Genomic DNA, 25,466 nt, shown 5'->3' on the forward strand with positions numbered 1-25,466 from the left:
TGACACATTTGCTGCGAGGCATCACCTCCAAAGGGGGATTCCTCACGCAAATTTGAGTCATCTATCGTCGAAGTGGTGACCGTTCGTATCGGGGGCGGTTTTGGCATGCCGGGAGGCCTTGAGAGACGCCTTGAAGGACGCCTTGAAGGACGCTCGCGACCTGGACGTCACGGAAACGAAAAAGCCCCGCCGGGGCGGGGCTTCGGAAGGCGGGAAAGAGGCCGCCGGGGTCGCTTACTTGGCGACTACCTTGACCATCTCCAGCACCTTGTTCGAGTAGCCCCACTCGTTGTCGTACCAGGACACCAGCTTGACGAAGGTGCCGTCCAGGGCGATGCCGGCGTCGGCGTCGAAGATGGAGGTACGCGGGTCGCCGCGGAAGTCGGTGGCGACGACCTTGTCCTCGGTGTAGCCCAGCACGCCCTTCAGGGCGCCTTCGCTCTGGGCCTTCATTTCGGCGCAGATTTCGGCGTAGGTGGCGTTGTTGTTGAGCTCGACGGTCAGGTCGACGACGGAGACGTCGGAGGTCGGCACGCGGAAGGACATGCCGGTCAGCTTCTTGTTCAGCTCGGGGATCACCACGCCCACGGCCTTGGCGGCGCCGGTGGAGGACGGGATGATGTTCTCGAGGATGCCGCGGCCGCCGCGCCAGTCCTTGTTGGACGGGCCGTCGACGGTCTTCTGCGTGGCGGTGGTGGCGTGCACGGTGGTCATCAGGCCGCGCTTGATGCCCCACTTGTCGTTCAGCACCTTGGCCAGCGGGGCCAGGCAGTTGGTGGTGCAGCTGGCGTTGGAGATGATGGCCTGGCCGGCGTAGGTCTTGTCGTTGACGCCGTAGACGAACATCGGGGTGTCGTCCTTGGACGGGGCCGACATGATGACCTTCTTGGCGCCGGCGGTCAGATGCTTCTCGCCGGTTTCCTTGGTCAGGAACAGGCCGGTGGCTTCGACGACGATGTCGGCGCCGACCTCGTTCCACTTCAGCTCGGCGGGATCCTTGACCTGGGTCAGGCGGATGCGCTGGCCGTTGACGATCAACGTGTTGCCGTCGACCGCCACGTCGCCGTCGAAGCGGCCATGGACGCTGTCGTACTTGAGCATGTAGGCCAGGTAATCGGGCTCGAGCAGGTCGTTGATGGCGACGATCTGGATGTCCTTGAAGTTCGCCACGGCGGCGCGGAACACCATGCGGCCGATGCGACCGAACCCGTTGATACCGATCTTGATGGTCATGAGGAATGTCTCCTGCGAGTGAAATGAATCGATGACGTCATGGGCGCGTCGCCCAGCCAGTGGACGTCGTGCCGCGGAGGTGTTCGGTCCGGCGCGTCGAGCGGGGCTGCGAGGCAGCGGGCCAGGGCGCCGGGAACCCTCGATTTGAACAGATAGTCGCGGACCGGCGTTTCGAGCGGGTTACCGGGTTACGAGGAATTTCAAAGCGTGGGTACATCGCCGGTGCGGGACGCTTCGTTCGAAGCTGCACGCCCAGCAAAAAGGGGTGCCGAAGCACCCCTTTGCTGTCGATCGCCGAAGCGGTCGTGGCTTACTTCAGGCGCGCCTTGCCCAGCACCACCTTGACGGTGTCGGCGACGTTCTCCGGCGTGAAGCCGAAGTGCTTGAACAGCACGTTGGCCGGAGCCGATTCGCCGTAGGTGTCCAGGCCGACGACGGCGGACACGCCGTACTTCCACCACAGGTCGGTCACGCCGGCCTCGATGGCGACGCGCGGCAGGCCGTCCGGCAGCACGCCCTTCTTGTACTTGGCGTCCTGGCGGTCGAACAGGCTCGTGCAGGGCATCGAGACCACGCGCACCGGGATGCCGGCCACGGCCAGCTGCTGCTGCGCCGCGATGGCCAGCTGCACTTCCGATCCGGTGGCGATCAGCACGGCTTGCGCCTTCTTCTTCAGGCCGACGTCGGCCGGCTCGCTCAGCACGTAGCCGCCGGTGGTGATGGCGTCGACGGCCTCGCCCGACTTCTTCAGGTAGGGGCAGGTTCTGGCGGCTCAGCGCGAGCACGCTGGGGCGCTGGCTGTTGGCCAGGGCCAGCGTCCAGGCCACCGCGGTTTCAGCGGTGTCGGCGGGACGCCAGACGTCCAGGCCGGGGATCAGTCTCAGGCTGGAGACGTGCTCGACGGACTGGTGGGGTCGGGCCGTCTTCGCCCAGGCCGATGGAGTCGTGCGTGAACACGTGGATCACGCGCTGCTTCATCAGCGCGGCCATGCGGATGGCGTTGCGGCTGTAGTCGCTGAAGGTCAGGAAGGTGCCGCCGTAGGGGATGAAACCGCCGTGCAGCGCGACGCCGTTCATGATCGCGGCCATGCCGAACTCGCGCACGCCGTAGTTGATGTGGCGGCCGCCGTTGGAGCTGCCGTCCTCTTCCAGGCGGAAGGCGGGCGTGCTCTTGGTGTTGGTCAGGTTGGAGCCGGTCAGGTCGGCCGAGCCGCCCAGCAGTTCGGGCATCGCGGCGGTGAAGGCTTCCAGCGCGATCTGGCTGGCCTTGCGGGAGGCGACGGTCTCCGCCTTCTCATGCGCGCCGATGACGGCCTGCGCGGCGACGTCGGCGAAGTTGGGCGGCAGCACGCCGGCGATGCGGCGGGAGAACTCCGCGGCCAGTTCCGGGAACTGCGTCGCGTAGGCGTCGAACTTCTCGTCCCAGGCCTTCTCGAAGCCGGTGCCGGCGTCCTTGGCGTCCCAGTCGGCGTAGACCTCGGCGGGCAGCACAAAGGGCTCGTGCGACCAGCCCAGCGCTTCGCGGGTCAGCTTGATTTCCTCGGCGCCGAGCGGCTCGCCGTGGGCCTTGGAGGTGTTGGCGCGGTTCGGGCTGCCCTTGCCGATGTGCGTCTTCGCGATGATCAGCGAGGGCTTGTCCTTGCTGGTCTTGGCCAGCGCGATGGCGGCGTCGACGGCGTCGACGTCATGGCCGTCGACTGGGCCGACGACGTTCCAGCCGTAGGCGGCGAAGCGCTTGGCGGTGTCGTCGCCGAACCAGGGACCGACCTGGCCGTCGATGGAGATGCCGTTGTCGTCGTAGATCGCGATCAGCTTGTTCAGCTTCCACGAGCCGGCCAGCGAGCAGGCTTCATGGCTGATGCCTTCCATCAGGCAGCCGTCGCCGAGGAAGGCGTAGGTGTGATGGTCGACGATGGTGTGGCCGTCGCGGTTGAATTCCTTGGCGAGCTGCTTCTCAGCCAGCGCGAAGCCGACGGCGTTGGTGATGCCCTGGCCGAGCGGGCCGGTGGTGGTCTCGACGCCGGGGGTGATGCCGACTTCCGGGTGGCCCGGGGTCTTGGAGTGCATCTGGCGGAAGGCCTTGAGCTCGGAGACGGGCAGGTCATAGCCGGTCAGGTGCAGCAGGGCGTAGATCAGCATCGAGCCGTGGCCGTTGGACAGCACGAAGCGGTCGCGGTCGGCCCACTGCGGGTTGGCCGGGTTGTGGCGCAGGTGGCGCTTCCACAGCGCGACGGCGATCTCGGCCATGCCCATCGGGGCGCCCGGGTGGCCGGAGTTGGCCTGCTGGACGGCGTCCATCGCCAGGGCACGGATGGCATTGGCCATCTGGGTGGTGTTCGGGGTGACGACGGCAGCGCTGGTCTCGGCCATGGTGTTGGTCTCGGGCAGGAGTTGGGGCAAACCCGGCATTCTAGTGACCCGCCGCAACTCGCTTTGGGCGCCCCGCTTCGTTGCGAATCCTCGCCATAGCTGGGCTATGGCTCCGGTTCACGCCTAGCGGTGCATCCCAAAGCGAGTCCGCGGCGGGTCACTAGATCGAGCGGTGTGGTCGAACACTACACTCGCGCTCGATATTTTCTGGATTGACGATGCGAGCCATGATCCTCGCGGCCGGGCGCGGCGAGCGCATGCGGCCGCTGACCGACCACACGCCCAAGCCCTTGCTGAAGGTGCGCGGCAAGCCGCTGATCGAGTGGCACATCGAGGCGTTCGCGCGGGCCGGGATCCGGGACATCGTGATCAACACGGCGTGGCTGCACGAGCAGTTCGAAGCGACGCTGGGCGACGGCGCGCGATTCGGCGTGACGCTGCACTACAGCCACGAAGGCGAGCGCTACGGTCGCGCGCTGGAGACCGGCGGCGGCATCGCGACAGCGCTGGACCTGCTATGCGCGGATGGCGACGATGCGTTCTGGGCGGTGTCGGCGGACATCTTCATTCCGGAGTTCGAGTTCGATTCGTCAAAGGCCGCGGCCTTCGCGGCGAGCCCGTTGCTGGCGCACCTGTGGTTCGTGCCGAAGCAGCCGCGGCATCCGACGGGGGACTTCGGCATCGATGCAGATGGCGTCGCGACGATCGATGGCGACCTCGAGGTCTACAGCAACATCGGCCTGTACAAGCGCGCGTTCTTCGACGGCGTACTGCCGGGGCAGCACCAGCGCATCCGCGCGAGCCTCGACCGCGCGATCGGCGCGCGAGCGGTGACGGCGGAGCTCTACCCCGGGCCGTGGGCGAATGTGGGGTCGCCGGAGCAGTTGGAAGAGCTCAACGGCAAGGGCTGACAACGAGCAGCCTGTTTTTTGAGATCGCAATTTGCGATCTCAAAGAACCGTCACTCCATGAGCTTTCTGAGGCCGGTCTGGAAGGCGACGGTGAGCACGCCAATGATGAAAGCGCCGAGGAAGCTGGTATCCAGGATGAACTTGAAGGCGACCAGCATCAGCAGAGGCGCGACCAGCAAACCGCGCAAAGGTCCGAGCAGCAGCAAGCCGGCGATCACGACCAACCCCGACACGACGCTGGCGACCGCGCAGCGACCGAAGCTCACTTCATGCGCGCCAACGATCTTTGCGGCGAACCAGATGCAGCCAATGCTGGCGATGGTCGAGACGACCATGGAGAGCAGGCTGAAAGTGGCGAAGAGGGTGCTCATGGCGTGCGCGTTCTGACAGTCCGGAATCGAAGCGCGCGAGTCTAGATCCCGCGCGTGTGCTCGCGAGACCCTCTGAAGAGGGGGGCAACTGCGGAAATTCGAGCGGAGCACTGCGGCGTTTCGAGATCGCAATTTGCGATCTCAAACGATGAGACCCAGAAACGAGAAACCCGCCTTTTGCACGTCTGCTTGCGCAGAACCCTGGCCGAAAACCAGGACGTGTGGCGGGTGTGTCGGGGATGAAGTCTAAGCGGCAACTTCGGGATGAAGCAAGGGCCGTGCGGCGTCGTTGACGACGACCTGACAAGACCTGGCCCTTCGGTGGGAAGCGCATCCCCCACACGACCCCACGATGGCGGAATCGCCGGAGCGCTTTGATTTTTATCAGAGAGTGATTCGCCGACCGGTTGCACGATGCACGCAGGTGCTTCAAACACCTTGAGAAGCGCGCCACCTCAGACGTGGTGCGACCCCGATCATTCGATTGCGGGCGAGATGGGTCATTCCGCGAGGATGGCCGCACTTCGTTCTCAGGCGTTTGAACATCTCGCCCACCCCTTCGATCGATCGACCGCATGTCGCGGCTCGGCAGTCGAAGCCGGTGGTTTCCAAAGTTCTTCGGAGTCTTACGAACATGGGAACCCTGCATCAAACGCGTATCAACGAAGCGCGCGGTCCGATCCGCGACCGCCGTCCGCTGGCGGGCTGCGACGTCGGCTCGCTCATCAGCCTTCAAAACGAATGGGGCATGAGCGACGCGCAGCTCTTTGGCCTGCGCCTTGGCGCCGACGCGGTTTGCCTGCGCACGGACGTGTCCGTCGCCTCGGCGATCGCCAACCTGCGTCACACCCTCGTGTCCGCAGCGGCGACGCTGTCGATGGTCGAGGACAACTGCGTCGAGGGCGATCCGTCTCGCCACGTGGTCGAGAGCGTGCGCCAGTCGCTGCGCGAAGGCCTCGGCATGCTGGGCATCGTCGGCCGCGCTGTGGACGAAGTGCCCGTTTGAGATCGCAGATTGCGATCTCAAAAGCTGGGATGTCGACCTTGAACTGGCAATGCCTCGATGGGCGCAACTTCGACTGCGCCCTCTGCCGACTCGGAGGAGGAAGTCGGCGCAGAAAAGGCGAAGGCCCGATCAACAGACCGGGCCTTCTGGTCGCTTACCGGAAAACGCATTCGCCGGGGCTAACACACGACAGAGCGTTGAAAGCGAACTCGCAACGTCATGGAAGCAATCCTAAGGAAAGACAGAGCTCTCCGCCATCACCCATATTTGCTGGTAATGCGTCAACGACGAGGCACTCGTTTGAGATCGCAAATTGCGATCTCAAACAGCGCAAGGTCTTCGTGATCAGCTCTTGTCTCGCCACGATCAAAGCGTTGGCCGTCGCGTGTCGTGGCGGATGGAGCGGGACGGAGCGTGACGCCTGGCGCGGCCCTCAGCTCTTCTTCAAAATCTTCAGATGATCACATTCAAGCAAGGCGACCTCTTCGACTCCGACGCCGAAGCCATCGTCAACGCCGTCAACACGGTTGGCGTGATGGGCAAGGGCATTGCGCTGGCCTTCAAGGAGCGATTCCCTGAAAACTACCGGCGCTACGCTGCGGCGTGCAAGGGTGGACTGGTGCAGGTGGGCGCGATGTTTGCGACGAATCCGCCGAGCTGGATTCGCCTAAGTGGATCATCAACTTTCCGACCAAACAGCATTGGCGCAGTCCGTCTCAGATGGCATGGGTTGAATCCGGCCTCCATGATCTACGGCGATTCATCGTCGAGCACGATTTGAAGTCGGTCGCCATCCCGGCTCTGGGCGCTGGAAATGGAGGGCTGGACTGGCAGAAGGTGCGACCGCTGATCACGGAAATCCTGGCGGATCTTCCGGGCGTCCAGGTTGAAGTCTTTGAGCCCATCGTTTGAGATCGCAGATTGCGATCTCAAACCCGCGTCACGCAGAAAGTGGACTGATGTTTTGAGATCGCAATTTGCGATCTCAAACGCTCAGAAGGTCCGGTTCAGCGCGCCGTCCCCACCGGCCTTCCCGCCCAGCGCTCGCACTGCTGCCGCACCAGCTCGTTCAGCAGCTGCTCCTTCTCCACGACCCCGCGCGCCCACGTCGCGTCGTTGCCCTGCCAGCGCATCTCCTCACGGACATACCGCAGCGCCGGTTCCGCCTTCAGCGCCACCGCGTGCGGCTCCAGCGCGTGCAGCGTCACGTTCAAATCCTCGCGCAGGCTGCGGTGCTCGCCGCTCTTCGGATCGACGAAGGTCCCGTCCAGTCCGAACCGGCACGCCTGGAACCGGTTGAACGTGTAGGGCAGGTAGTCGTCCTCGTGCAGCTCGAACGGCTTGTCGTGCGAGATCCACCGTGCCAGGCACTGGATCAGCGCCGCCAGCGCCGACGCCTTCTCGATCGTCAGCGGCGTGTCGAGCACCCGCACCTCGATCGTGCCGTACTCGGGCTTGGGGCGGATGTCCCAGTAGAAGTCCTTCATGCTCTTCACGACGCCCGTGTGGGTCATCTTCTCGAAGAACACCAGGAAGTCGTCCCAGGTCAGCACGAAGGGCGCGCGCCCCGACAGCGGGAATGCGAACACCGAGTTCAGCCGCGCCGAATGGAAGCCGGTGTCATTCCCCTGCACGTACGGCGACGACGCCGACAGCGCGATCAGATGCGGGATGAAGCGCGACAGCCCGTGCAGCAGCCGCAGCGCCTGGTCCGGGCCCTCGCAGCCGATGTGCACGTGCTGCCCGAACACCGTGAACTGCTTGCTCAGGTAGCCGTACAGCGACGAGATCTCCTGGAAGCGCGGCTTGTCGAAGATCCGTTGCTTGCTCCAGTGCTGGTACGGGTGTGTGCCGCCGCCGGACAGGCCGAGGTTGAGCCGGTCGGCGCTGCGCACCAGCGCGTCGCGCGTGACCGTCAGCTGCTCCAGCACCTGCTCGTAGTTCGTGCACACGTTGGTGCAGAGCTCGATCATGCTGTCCGTGATCTCGGGCGTCACGTCACCCGGCACGGTCTCGCCCTTCATCACCCGCAACAGATCCTTCGAACCCGGCATCAGGTCGTAGTCGTGGCGATTGACGATCTGGAGTTCGAGCTCGACCCCCATTGTCAGGGGCTTCGAGATTGCAAATGGTTCGAGGCTCATGTGTGCTCCCTCGGCTTCGCCGGTCCCTCCAAGAGGGACGCAGCACCGCCTTCGGGCGGCCGTGCGGCTGTGCTCATCGCTTCGCAGCCTCCTTGACTACAGGCGTTTCAGGGTGATGCTCGCCGGCGAGGCGCAATCCCCACTGCACGGCGATCGGACCGACCAGCTCCATCAGGGCGATCGTCGACAGGATGACGGGTGCGAGCAGGGTCGCAATCTGTGGATGGTGCAACTGCACCTCGCTGAACAGGACCAGCATCGTGCCCGACACCGGACTCAGGCACACCGCCAGCGCGATGCCCTGGCGGGCGTCGATGCCGCTGAGGCGCGCCATGCTGGTCAGGGCCAGCGCCTTGGCCACCAGGCGAAGCAGCAGCAGCGCCAGCGCCAGCACCGCGCCCATCGCCAGCGCCTGCAACGTCCAAGCGGAACCCACCGCGACGAACAGCATCAGCACCAGCACCCCGCCCGCCGTGCCGAAGTGGCGCGGCCAGACCCACGGCCGTTCGGTCGTGTTGCGCAGGATCATGCCGGCCAGCAGCGGCACAAGCAGCGTCGACAGGTTCAGCACCCGCGCCACGCTCAGCGCCACCAGCACCAGGCCGAGCAGCATCAGCACCGAGTTCTCGTTGCGCAGATCCAGCCGGCGCATCAGGTTGGCGGTGAGCCGCGCCAGCAGCGCGGCGACGATGATCGAACCGACGAAGGCATACAGCGGCTGCGCGACGGCTTCCAGCCAGTCGCCCTTCTGGTCCAGTGCGAGCCAGCCCAGCAGCAGCTTGTGCGCGAGCACGCCGTAGATCGTGTTCAGCGAGGTCAACGCGAGCATGCGCTCGCTCACCTGACCGGCGGCGCGCAACTCCGCGCCGACTCTGCCGACCACTGCGGCACTGGACGCCATCGTCAGGACCGCGCAGCTGAATGACACCAGCGGACTCACGCCCAGCAGCGTCAGCCCGAAGCCGACGACGACGAAGGACGCGAGCGCCTCCGCCGCGCTGGCGCCCAGCAGTGCCTTGTTGTTGCGCAGCCAGCGCAGGTTCACGCGCGAGCCCATCTCGAACAGCAGCAGCGCCAGCGCCAGATCGACGACGAGCCGCAGCCGCGCGTCCAGCGCGCCGTTGGCGAAGATGCCGTGGCCGAGCGCCGCCAGCACCATGCCGACGACGCTGTAGCCGACGACACGGGGCAGGCCCAGGCGGCGGTTCACGAATTCGCCGAGCACGCCGGCGGCCACCATGGTCAGCGAGGCCCAGAACAGCCAGTCGGGCCGAGGCGGCCAGCTGCTGAACTGCAGGAAGTTCGCAAAGTCGTTCATCAAAACGAAGGTTCTCCTCGATTCGTGGACGGCGGCCAGCTCCGGATGTCCGGAGGGCCGGGGGACAGCCCCCGATCATCGGGCCAATCCGGTCGCCATGGCGGCGATCCAGGACAGGCGCTGGCAGCCTTTACTTGTCGGCTTTACCGATTGCCGGTCATCGGCCATCGGGTGGGAGCGTCAATTGCCGTCTCCGCGCCGGTCTCGTCGCACGTGGGGCAATCGGCGGACCGGGAGGTGATCCGGACGGGCCGTGCCGCAGGGGTCAGGACTTGCCGGCGTCGATCCCCCGCGAGGGTGCGGATCGGGGATCGGGAATCAAAGGGCCGGCGGCGAAGAGCGCACGACCGTCAGGTCGCCGCTCGTCAGCCAGTCTGCCATCGATTCGCGCGAGTGCTGGCGCAATGCGCCCTCGAGGTCGGGGACATCGTCCCGCGGCGGGACGCCGATGACGCCCTTCCACCCGTTGCGCCCGCGGCGCTTGACCGCGTACAGGGCCTCGTCGGCGAGCGCGATCGTCGCGGCCCAGTCCAGCGCGCGCGGGAACGCCGGCGCGAGCGGGAAGGCCGCGAAACCCACCGAGCAGGTCACGTCCACGGTCCGGCCTTCGCCGAGATCGAACGGCGCGCCGCTGACCTGCAGGCGCGCTCTTTCGGCGAGTTCGGCCGCATGCGCCCGCGACGTGTCGCGCGCGACGATGAGGAACTCCTCGCCGCCCCAGCGAACCAGATAGTCCGCCTCGCGGAACACCGCGGTGAGCCGCTCGCGCATCTGCTGCAGCACCGCGTCGCCGGCCGCGTGGCCGAGGCGATCGTTCAGCGCCTTGAAGTGGTCGAGGTCGAGCAGGAAGAAGATCAGGTCGCCGTCGTCCGGCGGCGTCACGCCGTCGCCGTGCGCCTGCTCATGACGGCGCACCGCGAGCGCCACGTCCGCGTCGATGTGCTGCGTCAGGAAGCGGCGGTTGCGCAGGCCGGTGAGCGGGTCGGACAGGCTGGATTCCTCCAGCGCCACCGTCTTCGCCTGCAGATCGAGCGAGAGCCGTTCGAGCTCCGCCGTCCGTGCCCTCACCTTGATCTCCAGCGCCATCTGCGAACGCCGCAGGTACGAGGTCCGCAGCGCCACCAGCAGGTAGACCAGCGCGATCAGGGTCGCGCCGCCGAGCGTGCGCGCCCACCAGGTCTGCCACCAGTCCGGCAGCACGCGCACGGGGATGTCGAGTTCCAGCGGGCTCCACACGCCGTTGCGGTTGGTGCCCCGCACACGCAGGCGGTACTTGCCCGGATCGAGGTTCGTATAAACCGCGACGCGCAGGTCGGCGCCGGTGCTGATCCACTCCGGATCGAAGCCCTCCAGCTGGTAGGCGTAGCGGTTGCGTTCGGGCTCGCTGAAGTCGAGCGCGGCGAACTCGACGCTGAAGCTGCGGTTGTCGGCGCCGATGGTCAGGCCGTTCTCCGGCAGCTTGCCGGCGGCCAGGCGCTGGCCGTCCACGCGCAGCTCGGTCGTGACCAGCGCGGGCTGATAGGCCCAGGCCTCGAAGCGTTCGGGCGTCACCACCAGCACGCCCTTGCTGCCGCCGAACAGCAGACGTCCGTCGCGCGTCTTCATGTAGGCGCGGAACCAGCCGGTGCCGATGTCGACGCCGTCGGCGTTGGTCAGCTCGTAGTAGTTGTCCTTGGCCGGGTCGTAGACGAAGTTCTGCGACCAGATGCGGCCCTCGCCGTCTTCGAGCAGGTTGGCGCCGAAGGCGCGGCCGAGCACGCCGTGCTTCTCGCTGATGCGGTCGAACTCGGCATCGCGGCCGTCCCAGCGCGTGAGCAGGTGCAGCCCCGCCGCGGTGTCCACCCACAGGCGCTGCTTCGAATCGACCAGCAGGCCGACGATGGAGTGGTGGCTCAGGTCGCGGCCCGGCCGGGCGCGCGCGACGACCAGTTCCTTGCCGCCCGGAGCGATCCGGTACAGGCCCTTCTCGGTGCCGACCCACAGGCCGCCGTCCTCGGTCTCGGACAACGCGTTCACGTCGCCGGTCAGCGGCTGGCCGCCTTCCTGCCGGAGCCGGATCGGTGTCGTCAGTCCGGCCTGAGCGCCGTGTGCGCCTTGAGCGCTTTGAGCGGCCTGCGCCGACGAACCCGGTGGCAAGCGGAAGAGCCCGTCCTGCGTGCCGATCCACAGCGTGCCGTCGCGCCCGGCAAGCAGCCGTCGCGCGCGGCCCGTGCCGGCCTGGATGACGCGCAGCAGCTGCCGGTCACGCGTGTACTGGTGGAGGCCGCCGTCGCTGCCGAGCCAGATCGTCCCGTCCTTCATCTGGACGAGGCTGGAGATGCGTCCGCCCGACAAGCCGCCGCGCTGACCCGGCGCGGGGCGCAGCGTCGCGATCGAGCGCAGTTGCTCGTCGAGCACGGTCACGCCGCTCTCGTTGCTGCCGAGCCAGATCTCGCCGCTGTCGAGCTGCACCATCGCGCGCGTGCTCGGGTCGATCAGCTGCGCCTGCCTGCCCGGATCGCGGCCGCGCACCCAGGTGCTGGTGTTCGACGGGTTGTGACGCTGGAGGCCTCCCCCGTACCCGCCGGTCCAGATCCAGCCGGCGCGGTCGCGCATCAGCGCGCGGACCTCGTTGCCGCCGAGGCTGCCGCGGTTGAGCGGATCGTGCTTCATGGTCCGCAGCAGCTCGCCGCTGGCGACGGCGCGCAGCTCCAGCCCGCCGTTGCGGCCCAGCCAGAGGTGGCGATCGTCCAGCGCGACGAAGGTGTTGACCGAGCCGTTCACCGCCTCCTCGGCGCGCTCGAGCAGCGTGCCCTCGCCGGTCTTCGGATCGACGAGGGCGAGGTCGCCCTGCTGCGTGCCGGCCCAGACCCGGCCGTCGGGCGCGAGGAACAGGCTCAGCACGATCTTGTTGGCGAGGCCCGGCTTGCCCGGCGTCGAGAACACCGGCTCGAAGCGATCGGAGCCGGCGCGCTTGCGCGCCAGGCCCTTCCAGGTGCCGACCCACAACGAGCCCTCGCCATCGACGACCAGCGACTGGACGCGGTCGTCGGGCAGGCCGCCTTGCGCGCGGTCGGCCTGGCGGAAATGCTGGAAGCGGCCCTCGACCGGGTCGTAGCGGTCGAGCCCGTGACCGATCGTGCCGATCCAGAGCTGGCCGTCGCGATCCTCGGCCAGCGCGCGGATCGTGCCGGCGGAGACCGCGCTGCGCGGCAACTGCGGATCGGCGTCGGAACGGAACAGCGACAGCTTCTCGCTCTGCGGGTCGTAGGCGGCCAGGCCGTCGGCCTCGGTGCCGATCCACAGGCGGCCGTCGCGCGCGACCAGCAAGGCGCGGATGAAACCCAGGCTGCGCGCCGAGCGCACGCCGTTCTCGATCGGAGCACCGGGCTGGCGGAAGTTGTAGCCGTCGAAGCGCACCAGGCCGGCGCCGGTGCCGATCCACAGGAAGCCGGTGCGGTCCTGCGCGATCGCCGAGATGATGTTCAGCGGCACCGGGGCGTCGATGCCGACGGTCTCGAAACGCGGCTCGGCGAGCAGCGACACCTCCGGCGGCGCGGGACGGTCCGCGCGCGCCTCGTCCGGGAATGCGGCGGCACCGCCCGGCGTGAGCGCCATGGCCGAAGCCAGGACCAGCACGACGGCGGCGCACAGACTCGGCAGCAGGGGAAGGGCACGTCGTCGCAACATCGCGCGGGATGCTAGCTGGCCGCCCTGCAGGATTGCGGCACCGGCGCGACAACCCCGCCCCGTCAATGAGGGGCTTGGCGGGCGGTCTGCGGACAAACCCCGAGGCCGGGGCGAAGGATGGTGCAGGCGGCGACAGCCTGCGTGAGGCCAGGCGCGGGCACTCCACGACGCGGGGGGGCATCGCCTCCGCGAACCCCCCGCATCATTCCGGCCCCACGGGCACTCGCTGCCCGCGGGGCAGAGGCCTGCTCTGCGACTACTTGGCGAGGGGCAGGGTGATCGCGTCGATGCGCGCCAGGATCTCGGGCGTCAGCTTCGGCGTGACGCTCAGCGCGCCCAGGTTGTCCTGCAGCTGCGAGAGCTTGCTCGCGCCGAGGATCACCGTCGACACGCGCGGGTTGCGATTGATCCAGGCGATGGCCAGTTGCGCCAGCGTGCAGCCCAGTTCGTGGGCGATCTTGCCCAGCTCGGCCACCGCGGCGTTGCGCTGCGGTTCCTGCAACTGCTCGCGCAGCCAGGACATGCTCTCCAGCGCGCCGCGGCTGCCCTCGGGGATGCCGTTGCGGTACTTGCCGGTCAGCAGGCCGGAGGCCAGCGGGCTCCACGTCGTCAGGCCCAGGCCGATGTCCTCGTAGAGGCGGGCGTACTCCTTCTCCACGCGCTGGCGGTGGAACAGGTGGTACTGCGGCTGCTCCATCACCGGCTTGTGCAGGTGATGGCGCTCGGCGATCTCCCAGGCGGCGCGGATCTCGTCGGCGCTCCACTCGCTGGTGCCCCAGTACAGCGCCTTGCCCTGCGTGATCATGTCGCTCATCGCGCGCACGGTCTCCTCGATCGGCGTGTGCGGGTCGGGACGGTGGCAGTAGACGAGGTCGATCTCGTCCAGCCCGAAGCGCTTGAGCGAGCCGTCGATGGCCTGCATCAGGTACTTGCGGTTCAGCGTGTCCTTGTAGTTGATCGTGGTGCCCGACTTGTCGATGCCCCAGTAGAACTTGGTCGAGACGACGTAGGTGTGGCGGCCCCAGCCCAGCTGCCTGAAGACCTGGCCCATGATCTCCTCGCTCTTGCCGAGCGCGTAGGCCTCGGCGTTGTCGAAGAAGTTGATGCCAGCGTCGCGGGCCGCGGCCATCAGCTCGACGGCTGAGCCGGTATCGACCTGGTTGTGATACGTCACCCAGGAGCCCAGGGACAGTTCGGATACCTGCAGGCCGCTGCGGCCGAGTCGACGGTATTGCATGCGTCTTTTCTCCTCTTAGAGGCGCGCAAGGTTAGCGGAGCCCGGCGCGGCTGTCAGAGGGCATGTCGAATGCCCCGTTCCCGTGGGGACGTCCCTGTCATCGCCCCGCTGTGGCCCTGCCGTCGCCTTGCCGTCGGGTTGTCGTCGTCATGTCACCGTGAACACGAACACTGCGCCGCGCACATGCGACTGCACGTGCTTCATCCTCATCACGCCAGCCTCCGCTCGCCCGACCATGACCAAGAAGCCCCTGCTGAACCTGCTCAAGAACGACGAGCCTGCCTCGTCCTCCGAGACCATCGATCACACCCGGCGCCATCTGGTGCGTGGCGCGCTGGCGGCCGGCGCATTGGCCGGCCTGCCGCTGGCCGGCTGCGGCGGCGACGACGGCGATGCGCCGCAGGTCGCGGTGGTCTTCAGCCACGGCGTGGCCAGCGGCGATCCGCTGAGCGACCGCGTGATCCTCTGGACCCGCGTGCTGGCGCAGGACAGCGCCGACGTCCGTGACGTGCCGGTGAGCTGGGAAGTCGCGAGCGATGCCGCCTTCGCGTCCATCGTGGCCAAGGGCGACGCGACCGCGCGCGCCTCGAACGATTTCTGCGTGAAGGTCGACGCCACCGGCCTGCAGGCCGGCGTGCGCTACTGGTATCGCTTCAAGGCCTACGCGGCGACCTCGACCGTCGGTCGCGCGAAGACCTTGCCGACCGCCAACGTGGCGCAGGTGCGGCTGGCGGTGTTCTCGTGCTCGAACTACCCGACCGGCTACTTCAACGTCTACGCCGAGGCGGCCAAGCGCGCCGAGACCGACAGCTACGACGTCGCCGTCCACCTGGGCGACTACATCTACGAGTACGGCCCCGGCGGATACGGGAGCGGCAGCGCTCAGGCCCTGGGCCGCGTGGTCGAGCCGCAGAAGGAGATCGTCGCGCTGGCCGACTACCGCCGCCGCTACGCGCAGTACCGCGCCGACGCCGATCTGCAGAAGCTGCATGCCGCGCTGCCGATGATCGCCGTCTGGGACGACCACGAGGTCGCGAACGATGCCTGGAAGAACGGCGCCGAGAACCACCAGCCGGCCACCGAGGGCGACTTCGCCGCGCGCCGCGCCGCCGCCGTGCAGGCCTGGCACGAATGGCTGCCGGTGCGCGACGGCAGCGATCCGCTGACCACGTACCGCAGCTTCAACTTCGGCGCGCTGATGTCGCTGCACATGCTGGACACCCGGGTGCTCGCGCGCGACAAACAGCTCGACTACGCCGACTACATCACCGCGTCCGGCCTGGACAGCGCAAAGTTCCAGACCGACATGGCCCGCACCGACCGCACGCTGATGGGCGCGACGCAGAGCCAGTGGCTGCAGGCGCAGATGCAGGCCTCGACGGCGACCTGGCAGGTGCTCGGCCAGCAGGTGCTGATGGGGCGGATGAACATCCCCGCGCCGATCCTGTTCGAGGCCAACGCGCCGGGCACCGGCGTGTCGGTGTCGCAGTACGCGGCGATCGTCGCCAAGGCGCAGAGCAATCCGGCCGGCCTGACGTCGCAGGAGCAGGCGGTCCTCGCCGCGCCGAGCATTCCCTACAACCTCGACGCGTGGGACGGCTATCCGGTGGCGCGCGAAACCTTGCTCGGCACCGTGCGCCAACTGGACAAGAACCTCGTCGTGCTGGCGGGCGACACGCACAACGCATGGGCGAACGATCTGCTCGACGGCGCGAACCGCCAGATCGGCGTCGAGTTCGCGACCTCGTCGGTCACCTCGCCGGGCTTCGAGGAATACCTGTCCAAGGAGAACCCGCAGCAGCTCGCCGGTGCGCTCACGCAGCTGATCGGGCCGCTGGTCTACGCGGACACCTCGCGCCGCGGCTACATGACCGTGACCGCGACGGCGACCGAGTGCCGCTGCGACTGGATCTTCGTCAGCACGATCCTGAGCCGCGACTACACGGCGACGGTGGCCCAATCGCTGCGCACGCTGCCCGGCGCGAGTGGGCGCAAGCTGGTCGCGGTCTGAGGTGTGCGGGGAGGGCGGCGATATAGTGATCCGCAACCGGTCGCCTGACGCGACCGGAGCAGTTTCACGGGTCGATGCCATGCCCCAGCCTTCAGACTCCGCCGCTCAGGACGGCGCCGCCTCCGCGGCCGCCGATGCCTTCGATGCCTCCTTCGACGGCAACGCGCCGCCGCTGCGCCTTGCGGTGATCGGCGCGGGCCCGGCGGGCCTGGCGCTGGCGTTGCTCGCCGCGCGTTACCTGCCGCAGGCGCAGGTCAGCCTCTTCGACGCCCGGCCGCTGGAGCGCGACGTCTCCGGCGATCCGCGCACCATCGCGCTGTCGCTGGGCAGCGTGCAGCTGCTGCAGCGCCTGCGCGTGTGGCCCGCGGCGCAGGCACAGGCGATCCGCGAGGTCCACGTGAGCCAGGCGCCGCCGACGCTCTCCAGTCCCTGGTTCGGACCGTCGGGCGAGCCGGAGGTGCACATCTCCGCCGCCGAACAGTCGGTGCCGCAGCTCGGCGCGGTGCTGGCCTATGGGCAACTGGTGGCACCGCTGCAGGCCGCCTGGCAGCAGGCGAGCGCGCTGGAGCCCAAGCGCCTGATCAGCCGTTTCGGCCAGGCGGTGGACGGCATCAAGCAGGACCGCCCCGACGAGGTCGAGATCGACGCCGGCATCGCCGAGCGCTTCGACCTGGCGGTGGTCGCCGAGGGCGGCGTGTTCTCCGACCAGGCCCGCAAGGCGCTGGCGCACGACTACCGGCAGAACGCCTGGGTGGGCACGGTGACGCTGTCGCCGGACAGTCCGGCGGGCGTCGCCTACGAGCGATTCACGCGACGCGGCCCGCTGGCGCTGCTGCCGCTGCCGGACCGCGAGGGCCAACGTCGCGCCGCGCTGATCTGGTGCCAGCCGCAGGACGAGGACGAGGTTGCCGGCCTGACCGACGCGCAGCGGCTGACGGTGATCCAGCAGCAGCTGCCGGACCGCGTGGGCCGTCTGCAGGGCATCGGTCCGCTGAAGTGTTTCCCGCTGGGCCTGAACGCCGAACGCACCCTGGTCGAGGGCCGCCGCATCCGCATCGGCAATGCGGCGCAGACGCTGCACCCGGTGGCCGGACAGGGCCTGAACCTGGGCCTGCGCGACGCCTTCGCGCTGGTCGAGGCGCTGCGGCGCGATCCGCGCATCGACACGGCGCTGCGGCGCGTCGAATGGCAGCGCGCGCCGGACCGCTGGGCGACGATCCTCACGACCGACTTCCTGGCCCGGACCTTTGCCTGGCGCTGGCCGGGCCTGCCGGCGGCGCGCGGCCTGGGCCTCGCCGCGCTGCAGGCCCTGCCGCCGCTCAAGCGCGCGCTGGCCGGGCAGATGATGTTCGGCCGCCGCTGAGCCTGCGCATCGAGCCGTTCCGCCGAGCCATCCCGACGATCCTTCCATCGAGCCGCCGCCGACCGCGCCCCTTCCCATGAGCAGTCCCCCGGGCGCGGCGAGTGCCGCCGCCTCCCTCCACGACTACGCCGAACCCGGCACCACCGCCTACCGCCGCATCGCGTTCGCGCTCTTCCTGGCGGGCTTCACGACCTTCTCGCTGCTCTACAGCGTGCAGCCGCTGCTGCCGCTGTTCGCCGCGGAGTTCCACGTCGGCGCGGCGGCGAGCGCCTTGTCGCTGTCGCTGGCCACGGGTGCGCTGGCCTTCGCGATCCTGTGCGCCGGCGCGCTGTCCGAGAGCATGGACCGCAAGCGGCTGATGTTCGCGTCGATGGCGATGGCCGCGGTGCTGAACCTGATCGCCTCGGTGGTGCCGAGCTGGCACGCGATGCTGGTCGCGCGGGCGATCGAGGGCCTGGTGCTCGGCGGCGTGCCGGCGGTGGCGATGGCCTACCTGGCCGAAGAGATCCACCCCAAGGGCCTGGGCCGCGCGATGGGCCAGTACGTCGGCGGGACGGCCTTCGGCGGCATGATGGGCCGGGTCGGCGTGAGCGTGCTGAGCGACGCCTTCGGCTGGCGGCCGGCGCTTTTCGTCGTCAGCGTGCTCGGGCTGGCGGCGGCGATCGGGTTCTGGTTCCTGCTGCCGCCGTCGAAGCACTTCGTGCGACGCACCGGCGTGAAGCTGTCGGAGCACGTGGCCGCGTGGCGCGGCCACCTGACGCATCCGATGCTGCCGCTGCTGTTCGCGATGGGCTTCCTGATGATGGGCATGTTCGTCGCGGTCTACAACTACGCCGGCTTCCGGCTGATCCGCGCACCGTTCTCGCTCAGCCAGAGCGCGATCGGATTGATCTTCTGCGCCTACCTGTTCGGCATTGCCGCGTCGGCGACGGCGGGCGGCCTGTCCGACCGCTTCGGGCGCGCCCCGGCGCTGCTGTCGGGCATCGCGCTGGCGACGACCGGCGTGCTGCTGACGCTGACGACCTGGCTGCCGGCGGTGATCGTGGGCATCGTGCTGCTGACGATCGGTTTCTTCGTCGCGCACTCGGTGAGCAGCGCCTGGGTCGGCGCGCTCGGCGGACGCAGCAAGGGGCATGCGGCGTCGTTGTACCTGCTGGCGTACTACATCGGCTCCAGCACGCTCGGCGCGATGGGCGGATGGTTCTGGGACCACAGCGGATGGGGCGCGCTGGTGGGGTACGCGCTGGCGGTGCTGGCCGTCGCCGCGCTCGCCGCCAGCAGCTTGCGTCGCCGGGCGAAGCAAGCTGCCGTCTGACGCGTGGATCAGCCGAAGGTGCCCGCGCCCGAGCCGGCGCCGGTCTGGAATTCAGCCGCCGCGCCGGACTCGTTGTGGTCCCGGATCGCGTCCCAGGCCAGGTCCAGCAGTTTCCCGCCGCCCCAGCCCCGGAGGAAACCGATGACGCAGACCTGGCCGAGGAGGCCGCCGCTGACCAGATCCATCAGGCCCAGGTCCAGTTCTTGGATGTCATTCATGTCGTCGCTCACTTCCTTCAATGGAGTCAAGAACGGTCCGCGGATCGAGTCCCGCGTACCGGACGGCGTGAGTAGCGACCGTGCCATGGGGCTGCATGACACCTCCGAGCGAGTGGCCAGGCCCCATGCGATGTCGGTCGTGCACGCGAGCCGCGTGCACCTGCCTGGTGTTTGCTGTCGACACGTCCAGCTACCTGACACGACGCTGAACACCCCGATCGGGGTTTTCGATTACGTAGTCGCCTGCGTGCATTTGGACACGCTTGATGCACCATGCGCCGAGAAGGCTGACGCCGGGCGTCCGGCTGCTGTTTCGCCGCGCTCCAGGGTTGGCATTCCGACCCCTCATGGACCAAGACCATTCGGAGACAAACATGAAGTTCAGCGCGCGTTGGATCACCGCTACCGCACTGGCCGCCGCCAGCTTCGCCGCCCTCGCGGCCGACCCGATCAAGATCGGCGTCTCGGGTCCCTTCACCGGCGGCTCGTCGTCGATGGGCGTCAGCATGCGCGACGGTGTGCGATTGGCAGCCCAGGAAATCAACAAGAACGGCGGGGTCTTGGGTCGCCAGATCCAGCTCATCGAACGCGATGACGAAGCCAAGAACGAACGCGGCGTCCAGATCGCCCAGGAGCTGATCAACCGCGAGAAGGTCGCCGCCACCGTCGGCTTCATCAACACCGGCGTGGCCCTGGCCGCGCAGCGCTTCTACCAGGACGCCAAGATCCCGGTGATGAACAACGTGGCCACCGGCTCCGTGATCACGCAGCAGTTCAAGGACGCGCCGGACAACTACGTCTTCCGCAACGCCGCCCACGACAGCATCCAGGCGCCGATGATCGTGGAAGAAGCTGTCACCCGCCGCGGCTTCAAGAAGGTCGCCATCCTGGCCGACTCGACCAACTACGGCCAGCTCGGCCGCGCCGACCTGGAGAAGGCGCTGGAGCTCAAGGGCATCAAGCCGGTCGCCGTCGAGAAGTTCAACATCAAGGACGTCGACATGACGGCCCAGCTGCTCAAGGCCAAGGAAGCCGGCGCCGAGGCCATCCTGACCTACGGCATCGGCCCCGAGCTGGCGCAGATCGCCAACGGCATGACCAAGCTCGGCTGGAAGGTGCCGATGGTCGGCAGCTGGACGCTGTCGATGGCCAACTACATCGACAACGCCGGCCCCGGCGGCGAAGGCGCGCGCATGCCGCAGACCTTCATCCAGGAACCGACGACGCCCAAGCGCCAGGCCTTCATCGTCAACTACCTGAAGACGTTCAACCCGAAGAACAGCCGCATCGACTCGCCGGTGTCGGCCGCGCAGGGCTATGACTCGATCTACCTGCTGGCCGCCGCGATCAAGCAGGCCGGCGGCACCGACGGTCCCAAGGTCAAGGCCGCGCTGGAAGACCTGAAGGCGCCGGTGGAAGGCGTCGTGACGACCTACAACAAGCCGTTCACGAAGACCGACCACGAGGCCATCACCGCCAACATCCCGGTGTTCGGCGAAGTGAAGGGCCAGCGCGTCGTCTACGCCTACGAGGCCGACTTCAAGGCCGCCTCCGAGATCAAGGTCAAGGACGTGAACGCCAAGGGCGCGCTGACCCAGAAGAAGTGACCCACTGGAACGGCCGCCTCGCGCGGCCGTTTTTCCGGGCGCCGTCCTCGCGGCGGCGCCTCCGACTTCCCAGCAGTTCCGGACTCCGTATGCAGATCCTGACCCAACTGGTGTTCAGCGGCATCGCGCTCGGCATGATCTACGCGGTCATCGCCTTCGGCTACCAGCTGACCTTCTCGACTTCCGACACCCTCAACTTCGGCCAGGGCGACGCGCTGATGCTCGGCGCGCTGGTCGGGCTGACGCTCGTCGGCCACGGCGTCAACTACTGGCTCATGATCCCGATCGTGTGCCTGTTCGGTGCGCTGCAGGGCGCCTTCGTCGAGCGCATCGGCGTGCGGCCCGCCATCAAGATCAAGTCGGAGTTCGGCTGGATCATGTCCACCATCGCGCTGGGCATCATCTTCAAGAACGTGGCCGAGAACGTCTGGGGCCGCGACGACCTGAAGTTTCCCTCGCCGCTGCCGGAGGCGCCGATCAAGTTCCTCGGCGCCAACGTGCTGCCGATGGAGATCCTGGTCGTGGGCGGCGCGCTGGCGCTGATGCTGGCCGTCGAGCTCTTCAACCGGCGCTCGATCTACGGCCGCGCCGTCGTCGCGACCTTCAACGACCGCGACGCCGCCAAGCTGATGGGCATCAACACGGGGCTGGTGATCACCTTCTCCTACGCGCTGTCGTCGCTGACGGCGGCCTTCGCCGGCGTGCTGATCGCGCCGCTGACGCTGACCGGCGCCACGATGGGCGCGGTGCTCGGCCTGAAGGCCTTCGCCGTGGCCATCATCGGCGGACTGACCTCGGGCATGGGCATCATCGTCGGCGGGATCATCCTGGGCATCGCCGAGACGACGACGGGCTTCTACCTCTCCACCGGCTACAAGGACGTGCCGGGCCTCGTGCTGCTGCTGATCGTGCTGGCGTTCAAGCCGGCCGGCCTGTTCGGCAAGACCGCGATCAAGAAGGTCTGAGCCTCATGAGTGCCACTGCCAAGATCAATCCGAAGAAGTTCATCGCGGGCGCGATCGCGCTTGTCGCGCTGCTCGCGTTCCCGCTGGTGTCCGGCAACCCGTACTACATCCACCTGGTCGAGACGATCCTGATCTACGCGATCGTGCTGTTCGGGCTCGACATCGTCGTGGGCTACACCGGGCAGGTGTCGCTGGGCCACGCGGGGCTGTTCGGCGTCGGCGCCTACACGGCCGGCGTGCTGGTCATGAAGTTCGGGCTGCCGATCTACCTGACGCTGCCGGCGGCGATCGCGGTGACGGCGGGCTTCGGCGCGCTGCTGGCGCTGCCCGCGCTGCGCGTGACCGGTCCCTACCTGGCGATGGTGACGCTGGCCTTCGGCACCATCATCCAGATCCTCATCAACGAGATGGACTTCCTGACGAACGGGCCGATGGGCATCACGCTCACCAAGCCCAAGCTGATGGACCACACGATGACGGAGGACGAGTACTACTGGCTCGTCGTGGTGATGCTGATCGCGTCGCTGGTGTTCGTGCATCGCGTGCTGCGCTCGCACCTTGGGCGCGCGTTCGAGGCGCTGCGCGGCAGCCCGGTGGCGTCGGACTGCATGGGCGTCTCGGTCTACCGCTACAAGGTCTACGCGTTCGTGATCAGCGCCGGTCTCGCCGGCCTGGCGGGCGCGCTGTACGCCTATTCCGAGCAGTACATCTCGCCCAACACCTACAACTTCGAGCTGACGGTCTTCTTCCTGCTGGCCATCATCATGGGCGGCCGCAAGACCCGCACCGGCGCGCTGCTGGGCGCGGCGATCATCGTGGTGCTGCCCAAGCTGCTCGACGACCTGGAGCTGTTCCGCTACGTGTCGGTGATCTTCGCGATCGTCGTGGCGGCGGTGACGGCGGTGGCCTGGCGCCGCGGCAAGGTCAGCGGCGTGCAGGCGGCGATCCCGGTGGTGGGCAGCATCGCGCTGGCGGCGCTGTCCTTCGTGCTGCAGACGATGACCGACTGGCGGCTGTCGATCTTCGGGCTGATCACGCTGTTCGTCGTGTACTACCTGCAGGACGGCATCGTCGGCTTCGTGCGCAACGCGCTGCACCTCAAGGCCAAGCCGGTGGGCGAGGGCGGTCCGGTGGCGGAGAAGCCGTCCGATGCGATCTCCCAGGCCACGGGCGCCGGCGCGGGCGACGAGGTCCTGATCGACGCGCGCGGCGTGCTGATGCAGTTCGGCGGCCTGAAGGCGCTGAACAACGTCGACCTGCAGGTGCGGCGCGGCACGATCCATGGCCTGATCGGGCCGAACGGGTCGGGCAAGAGCACGATGATGAACGTGCTGACCGGCATCTACGTGCCGACGGCGGGCGAGCTGAAGTTCGTCGACCGCTCGCTGGTGGGGCGGACCTCGGCGGACATCGCGCTGTCGGGCATCGCGCGGACCTTCCAGAACGTGCAGCTCTTCGGCGAGATGAGCGCGCTGCACAACGTGATGGTGGCGCTGCATCACAGCTTCGGCAGCAACCTGGTGCAGGTGGCGCTGCATTCGCCGCGCTACAACGCCGAGGACGCGAAGGCCCGCGCGCGGGCGCTGAGCCTGCTGGACTTCGTCGGCCTGGCCGACCTGGCACTCGAGGAAGCGCGCAACCTGCCCTACGGCAAGCAGCGGCTGCTGGAGATCGCGCGGGCGCTGGCGCTGGACCCGCGCCTGCTGCTGCTGGACGAGCCGGCGGCGGGGCTGACCGCGCCGGACATCAAGGAGCTGATGCGCATCATCGGCAAGATCCGCGACCACGGCATCACGGTGATCCTGATCGAGCACCACATGGACGTGGTGATGGGCATCTGCGACGTGGTCTCGGTGTTGGACTTCGGCCAGAAGATCGCCGAGGGCAAGCCGGCGCAGGTGCAGGCCGATCCGAAGGTGATCGAGGCTTACCTCGGCGGCCAGGCGGCTTGAGCGGAACGGAACTGACATGCTGAAGATCGATCAACTGCATGCCGGCTACGGCAAGGTCGAGGTGCTGCACGGCATCTCGGTGGAGGTGCCCAAGGGCAAGGTGGTGACGCTGATCGGCTCGAACGGGGCCGGCAAGACGACGACGATGCGCGCGGTGTCGGGAATGATCGCGCCGAGCGCCGGCCAGATCACGCTGAACGGCAAGCGCATCGACGGGCTGGAGTCGTATCACATCGCCCGGCTGGGGCTGGCGCATTCGCCGGAAGGGCGCCGCGTCTTCGCGACGATGAGCGTCACCGACAACCTGCGGCTGGGCGCGTTCCCGCGCTACACCGGCGCGCGGCCCAAGGGCGACGTGGAGGCCGACCTCGAGAAGGCGATGGAGCTCTTCCCGCGCCTGAAGGAGCGGCGCCAGCAGCTCGCGGGCACGCTGTCCGGCGGCGAGCAGCAGATGCTCGCGATGGCGCGGGCGACGATGCTGAATCCGGAGGTCGTGCTGCTGGACGAGCCGTCGATGGGCTTGGCGCCCATCCTGGTGGACGAGGTGTTCCGCATCATCGCGCGGCTGAAGTCGGAAGGCGTGACGATGCTGCTGGTGGAGCAGTTCGCCGCGGCGGCGCTGGCGGTGGCGGACTACGGCTACGTGCTGGAGAACGGTCGCATCTCGCTGCACGGGCCCGCGGAGAAGCTGCGCACCGATCCGGCAGTGAAGGCGGCGTATCTGGGCGGCGGGCACTGACGGGCGGACCACCGTTCGTATCAGCGTCGACACGAACGGTCCCGAACGTGTCGGCGGCTCGGCGAGCCGGCCAAACCGGCGATACGTCGCACCGCTTCAATGGGGGGCACCGCGCGGCCGTCGCCGCGACGGTCCCCGCCCTTGTTGGAGCGACCGATGCCGACCCTCTCCCTGCCTGACCGCCCGCGCCGCAATCTCGTGATCGTGCGTGCGGGTGATTGCTCGCTGCATCCGCAGTGGGTGGCCGCACCGCGGCGCAACTTCGATCTGCTGGTGTCGTACTACGGCGCGATCGACGGCCTGCATGCCGACACCTGCGACCTGTACGAGCGCCGCCGCGGACCGAAGTGGCCGTGCCTGGGCGAGCTGCTGGACCAGCAGCCGCAGCTGGCCGAACACTACGACGCGGTCTGGCTCCCCGACGACGACCTGGCGGTGGACACGGCGACGATCTCCCGCATGTTCGATCTCTTCCATGCGCACGGGCTGGCGCTGGCGCAGCCGGCGCTGACGCGCGACTCGTACTTCACCTTCGACACGCTGCTGCGGCAGGACGGCTTCCTGCTGCGCCACATGGGCTTCATCGAGGTGATGGCGCCGATCTTCTCGCGCGACTCGCTGCTGCGCTGCCAGCCCTCCTTCCATCGCAGCCGGATCGGCTGGGGGCTGGACTTCGTCTGGCCGGGCCTGATCGACAACGCGGACAGACGCCGCATCGCGGTGCTGGACGCGACGCCGGTGTGGCACACACGACCGGTGCGGGGCGGCGATCTCTACAAGAACCATCCGGACACGGATCCGAAGGAGGACGAACGCCGTGTGCTGGCGACCTACGGTCGGGAGGCGTCGCGCTTCTTCGCGAAGTACCAGTTCTTCGGCGGCGTGCGCGAGGTGCGACCGCCGCTGGGACAGCGCCTTGCGCTGGCGCTGCGCGGGCTGAACGCGAAGCGGCGCTGGGCGCGCCGGCGCCGGCAGTTGCTCGAGCGCGGCATCGTGACGACGGAAGGCGGGGAGAAGACGGGGACGGTGTGAATCCG

General features: G+C 68.0%; 19 protein-coding genes and 1 pseudogene. 12 read left to right on the forward strand and 8 right to left on the reverse strand.

Annotation, left to right across the window (positions count from 1 at the left end):
* Positions 1–234 precede the first annotated feature (234 nt).
* Together gap and tkt are read right to left on the reverse strand one after the other, a co-directional pair.
* Entirely contained in the window at positions 235–1,233 is a 999-nt protein-coding gene (gene gap, locus ACFJIX_RS09710) for a type I glyceraldehyde-3-phosphate dehydrogenase (RefSeq protein ID WP_067281231.1), read from the reverse strand.
* Positions 1,234–1,543: 310 nt separating this feature from the next.
* A pseudogene (gene tkt, locus ACFJIX_RS09715) lies at positions 1,544–3,642 on the reverse strand (transketolase).
* Between the two features lie 179 nt (positions 3,643–3,821).
* On the opposite strand from tkt, the gene murU reads away from it, so the two are divergent.
* Positions 3,822–4,514: an N-acetylmuramate alpha-1-phosphate uridylyltransferase MurU gene (gene murU, locus ACFJIX_RS09720; RefSeq protein ID WP_377159490.1), complete on the forward strand. Its 693-nt coding sequence runs from the start codon at positions 3,822–3,824 to the stop codon at positions 4,512–4,514.
* 50 nt (positions 4,515–4,564) lie between these two features.
* Here the strand turns inward: murU and ACFJIX_RS09725 are convergent, their stop codons facing one another.
* Entirely contained in the window at positions 4,565–4,885 is a 321-nt protein-coding gene (locus tag ACFJIX_RS09725; protein WP_377159491.1) for a hypothetical protein, read from the reverse strand.
* Positions 4,886–5,423: 538 nt separating this feature from the next.
* Here ACFJIX_RS09725 and ACFJIX_RS09730 point away from each other — a divergent pair.
* The 3 genes from ACFJIX_RS09730 (at position 5,424) to ACFJIX_RS09740 (ending at position 6,803) form a co-directional block, all read left to right on the forward strand.
* Positions 5,424–5,891: a hypothetical protein gene (locus ACFJIX_RS09730; protein WP_377159493.1), complete on the forward strand. Its 468-nt coding sequence runs from the start codon at positions 5,424–5,426 to the stop codon at positions 5,889–5,891.
* Positions 5,892–6,348: 457 nt separating this feature from the next.
* A complete protein-coding gene (locus ACFJIX_RS09735; RefSeq protein WP_377159495.1) occupies positions 6,349–6,672 on the forward strand; it encodes a macro domain-containing protein in 324 nt (107 codons plus the stop codon).
* Complete coding sequence (locus tag ACFJIX_RS09740) at positions 6,570–6,803, forward strand: macro domain-containing protein (RefSeq protein ID WP_377161702.1); 234 nt, start codon at positions 6,570–6,572, stop codon at positions 6,801–6,803. The genes ACFJIX_RS09735 and ACFJIX_RS09740 overlap by 103 nt, the downstream gene beginning before the upstream one ends.
* A gap of 95 nt (positions 6,804–6,898) precedes the next feature.
* Here ACFJIX_RS09740 and ACFJIX_RS09745 read toward each other — a convergent pair whose 3' ends face one another.
* From ACFJIX_RS09745 to ACFJIX_RS09760, 4 genes are all read right to left on the reverse strand, one after another.
* Positions 6,899–8,035, reverse strand: coding sequence for a YbdK family carboxylate-amine ligase (locus ACFJIX_RS09745; protein ID WP_377159497.1), 1,137 nt, complete (start codon positions 8,033–8,035; stop codon positions 6,899–6,901).
* A 73-nt stretch (positions 8,036–8,108) separates the two neighbouring features.
* Entirely contained in the window at positions 8,109–9,353 is a 1,245-nt protein-coding gene (locus ACFJIX_RS09750) for a cation:proton antiporter (protein ID WP_377159499.1), read from the reverse strand.
* A 318-nt stretch (positions 9,354–9,671) separates the two neighbouring features.
* Positions 9,672–13,022, reverse strand: coding sequence for a two-component regulator propeller domain-containing protein (locus ACFJIX_RS09755; RefSeq protein ID WP_377159501.1), 3,351 nt, complete (start codon positions 13,020–13,022; stop codon positions 9,672–9,674).
* 256 nt (positions 13,023–13,278) lie between these two features.
* Positions 13,279–14,259 (reverse strand): potassium channel beta subunit family protein, encoded by a 981-nt coding sequence (locus ACFJIX_RS09760; protein WP_377159503.1) that lies wholly within the window; start codon positions 14,257–14,259, stop codon positions 13,279–13,281.
* Positions 14,260–14,494: 235 nt separating this feature from the next.
* On the opposite strand from ACFJIX_RS09760, the gene ACFJIX_RS09765 reads away from it, so the two are divergent.
* The 3 genes from ACFJIX_RS09765 (at position 14,495) to ACFJIX_RS09775 (ending at position 18,948) form a co-directional block, all read left to right on the forward strand.
* Complete coding sequence (locus ACFJIX_RS09765; RefSeq protein WP_377159505.1) at positions 14,495–16,270, forward strand: alkaline phosphatase D family protein; 1,776 nt, start codon at positions 14,495–14,497, stop codon at positions 16,268–16,270.
* Positions 16,271–16,349: 79 nt separating this feature from the next.
* A complete protein-coding gene (locus ACFJIX_RS09770) occupies positions 16,350–17,633 on the forward strand; it encodes an FAD-dependent monooxygenase (protein WP_377159508.1) in 1,284 nt (427 codons plus the stop codon).
* Positions 17,634–17,709: 76 nt separating this feature from the next.
* Complete coding sequence (locus ACFJIX_RS09775; protein WP_377159510.1) at positions 17,710–18,948, forward strand: MFS transporter; 1,239 nt, start codon at positions 17,710–17,712, stop codon at positions 18,946–18,948.
* Between the two features lie 8 nt (positions 18,949–18,956).
* Here the strand turns inward: ACFJIX_RS09775 and ACFJIX_RS09780 are convergent, their stop codons facing one another.
* The gene (locus tag ACFJIX_RS09780; RefSeq protein ID WP_377159512.1) at positions 18,957–19,166 is read right to left on the reverse strand and encodes a hypothetical protein; all 210 of its coding nucleotides are present in this window, start codon (positions 19,164–19,166) and stop codon (positions 18,957–18,959) included.
* Positions 19,167–19,540: 374 nt separating this feature from the next.
* On the opposite strand from ACFJIX_RS09780, the gene ACFJIX_RS09785 reads away from it, so the two are divergent.
* The 5 genes from ACFJIX_RS09785 to ACFJIX_RS09805 all read left to right on the forward strand — a co-directional run bounded on the left by ACFJIX_RS09785 (position 19,541) and on the right by ACFJIX_RS09805 (position 25,461).
* A complete protein-coding gene (locus ACFJIX_RS09785; protein WP_377159514.1) occupies positions 19,541–20,773 on the forward strand; it encodes an ABC transporter substrate-binding protein in 1,233 nt (410 codons plus the stop codon).
* An 89-nt stretch (positions 20,774–20,862) separates the two neighbouring features.
* The gene (locus ACFJIX_RS09790) at positions 20,863–21,738 is read left to right on the forward strand and encodes a branched-chain amino acid ABC transporter permease (protein ID WP_377159516.1); all 876 of its coding nucleotides are present in this window, start codon (positions 20,863–20,865) and stop codon (positions 21,736–21,738) included.
* Positions 21,739–21,743: 5 nt separating this feature from the next.
* A complete protein-coding gene (locus ACFJIX_RS09795; RefSeq protein WP_377159518.1) occupies positions 21,744–23,690 on the forward strand; it encodes an ATP-binding cassette domain-containing protein in 1,947 nt (648 codons plus the stop codon).
* 16 nt (positions 23,691–23,706) lie between these two features.
* Positions 23,707–24,429 (forward strand): ABC transporter ATP-binding protein, encoded by a 723-nt coding sequence (locus ACFJIX_RS09800; protein ID WP_297523854.1) that lies wholly within the window; start codon positions 23,707–23,709, stop codon positions 24,427–24,429.
* A 156-nt stretch (positions 24,430–24,585) separates the two neighbouring features.
* A complete protein-coding gene (locus ACFJIX_RS09805) occupies positions 24,586–25,461 on the forward strand; it encodes a DUF707 domain-containing protein (protein WP_377159521.1) in 876 nt (291 codons plus the stop codon).
* Positions 25,462–25,466 lie beyond the last annotated feature (5 nt).

The sequence above is a fragment of the Roseateles sp. UC29_93 genome, from assembly GCF_042695725.1.
In the GTDB taxonomy this organism is placed as follows: Bacteria; Pseudomonadota; Gammaproteobacteria; order Burkholderiales; family Burkholderiaceae_C; genus Roseateles; species Roseateles noduli_A.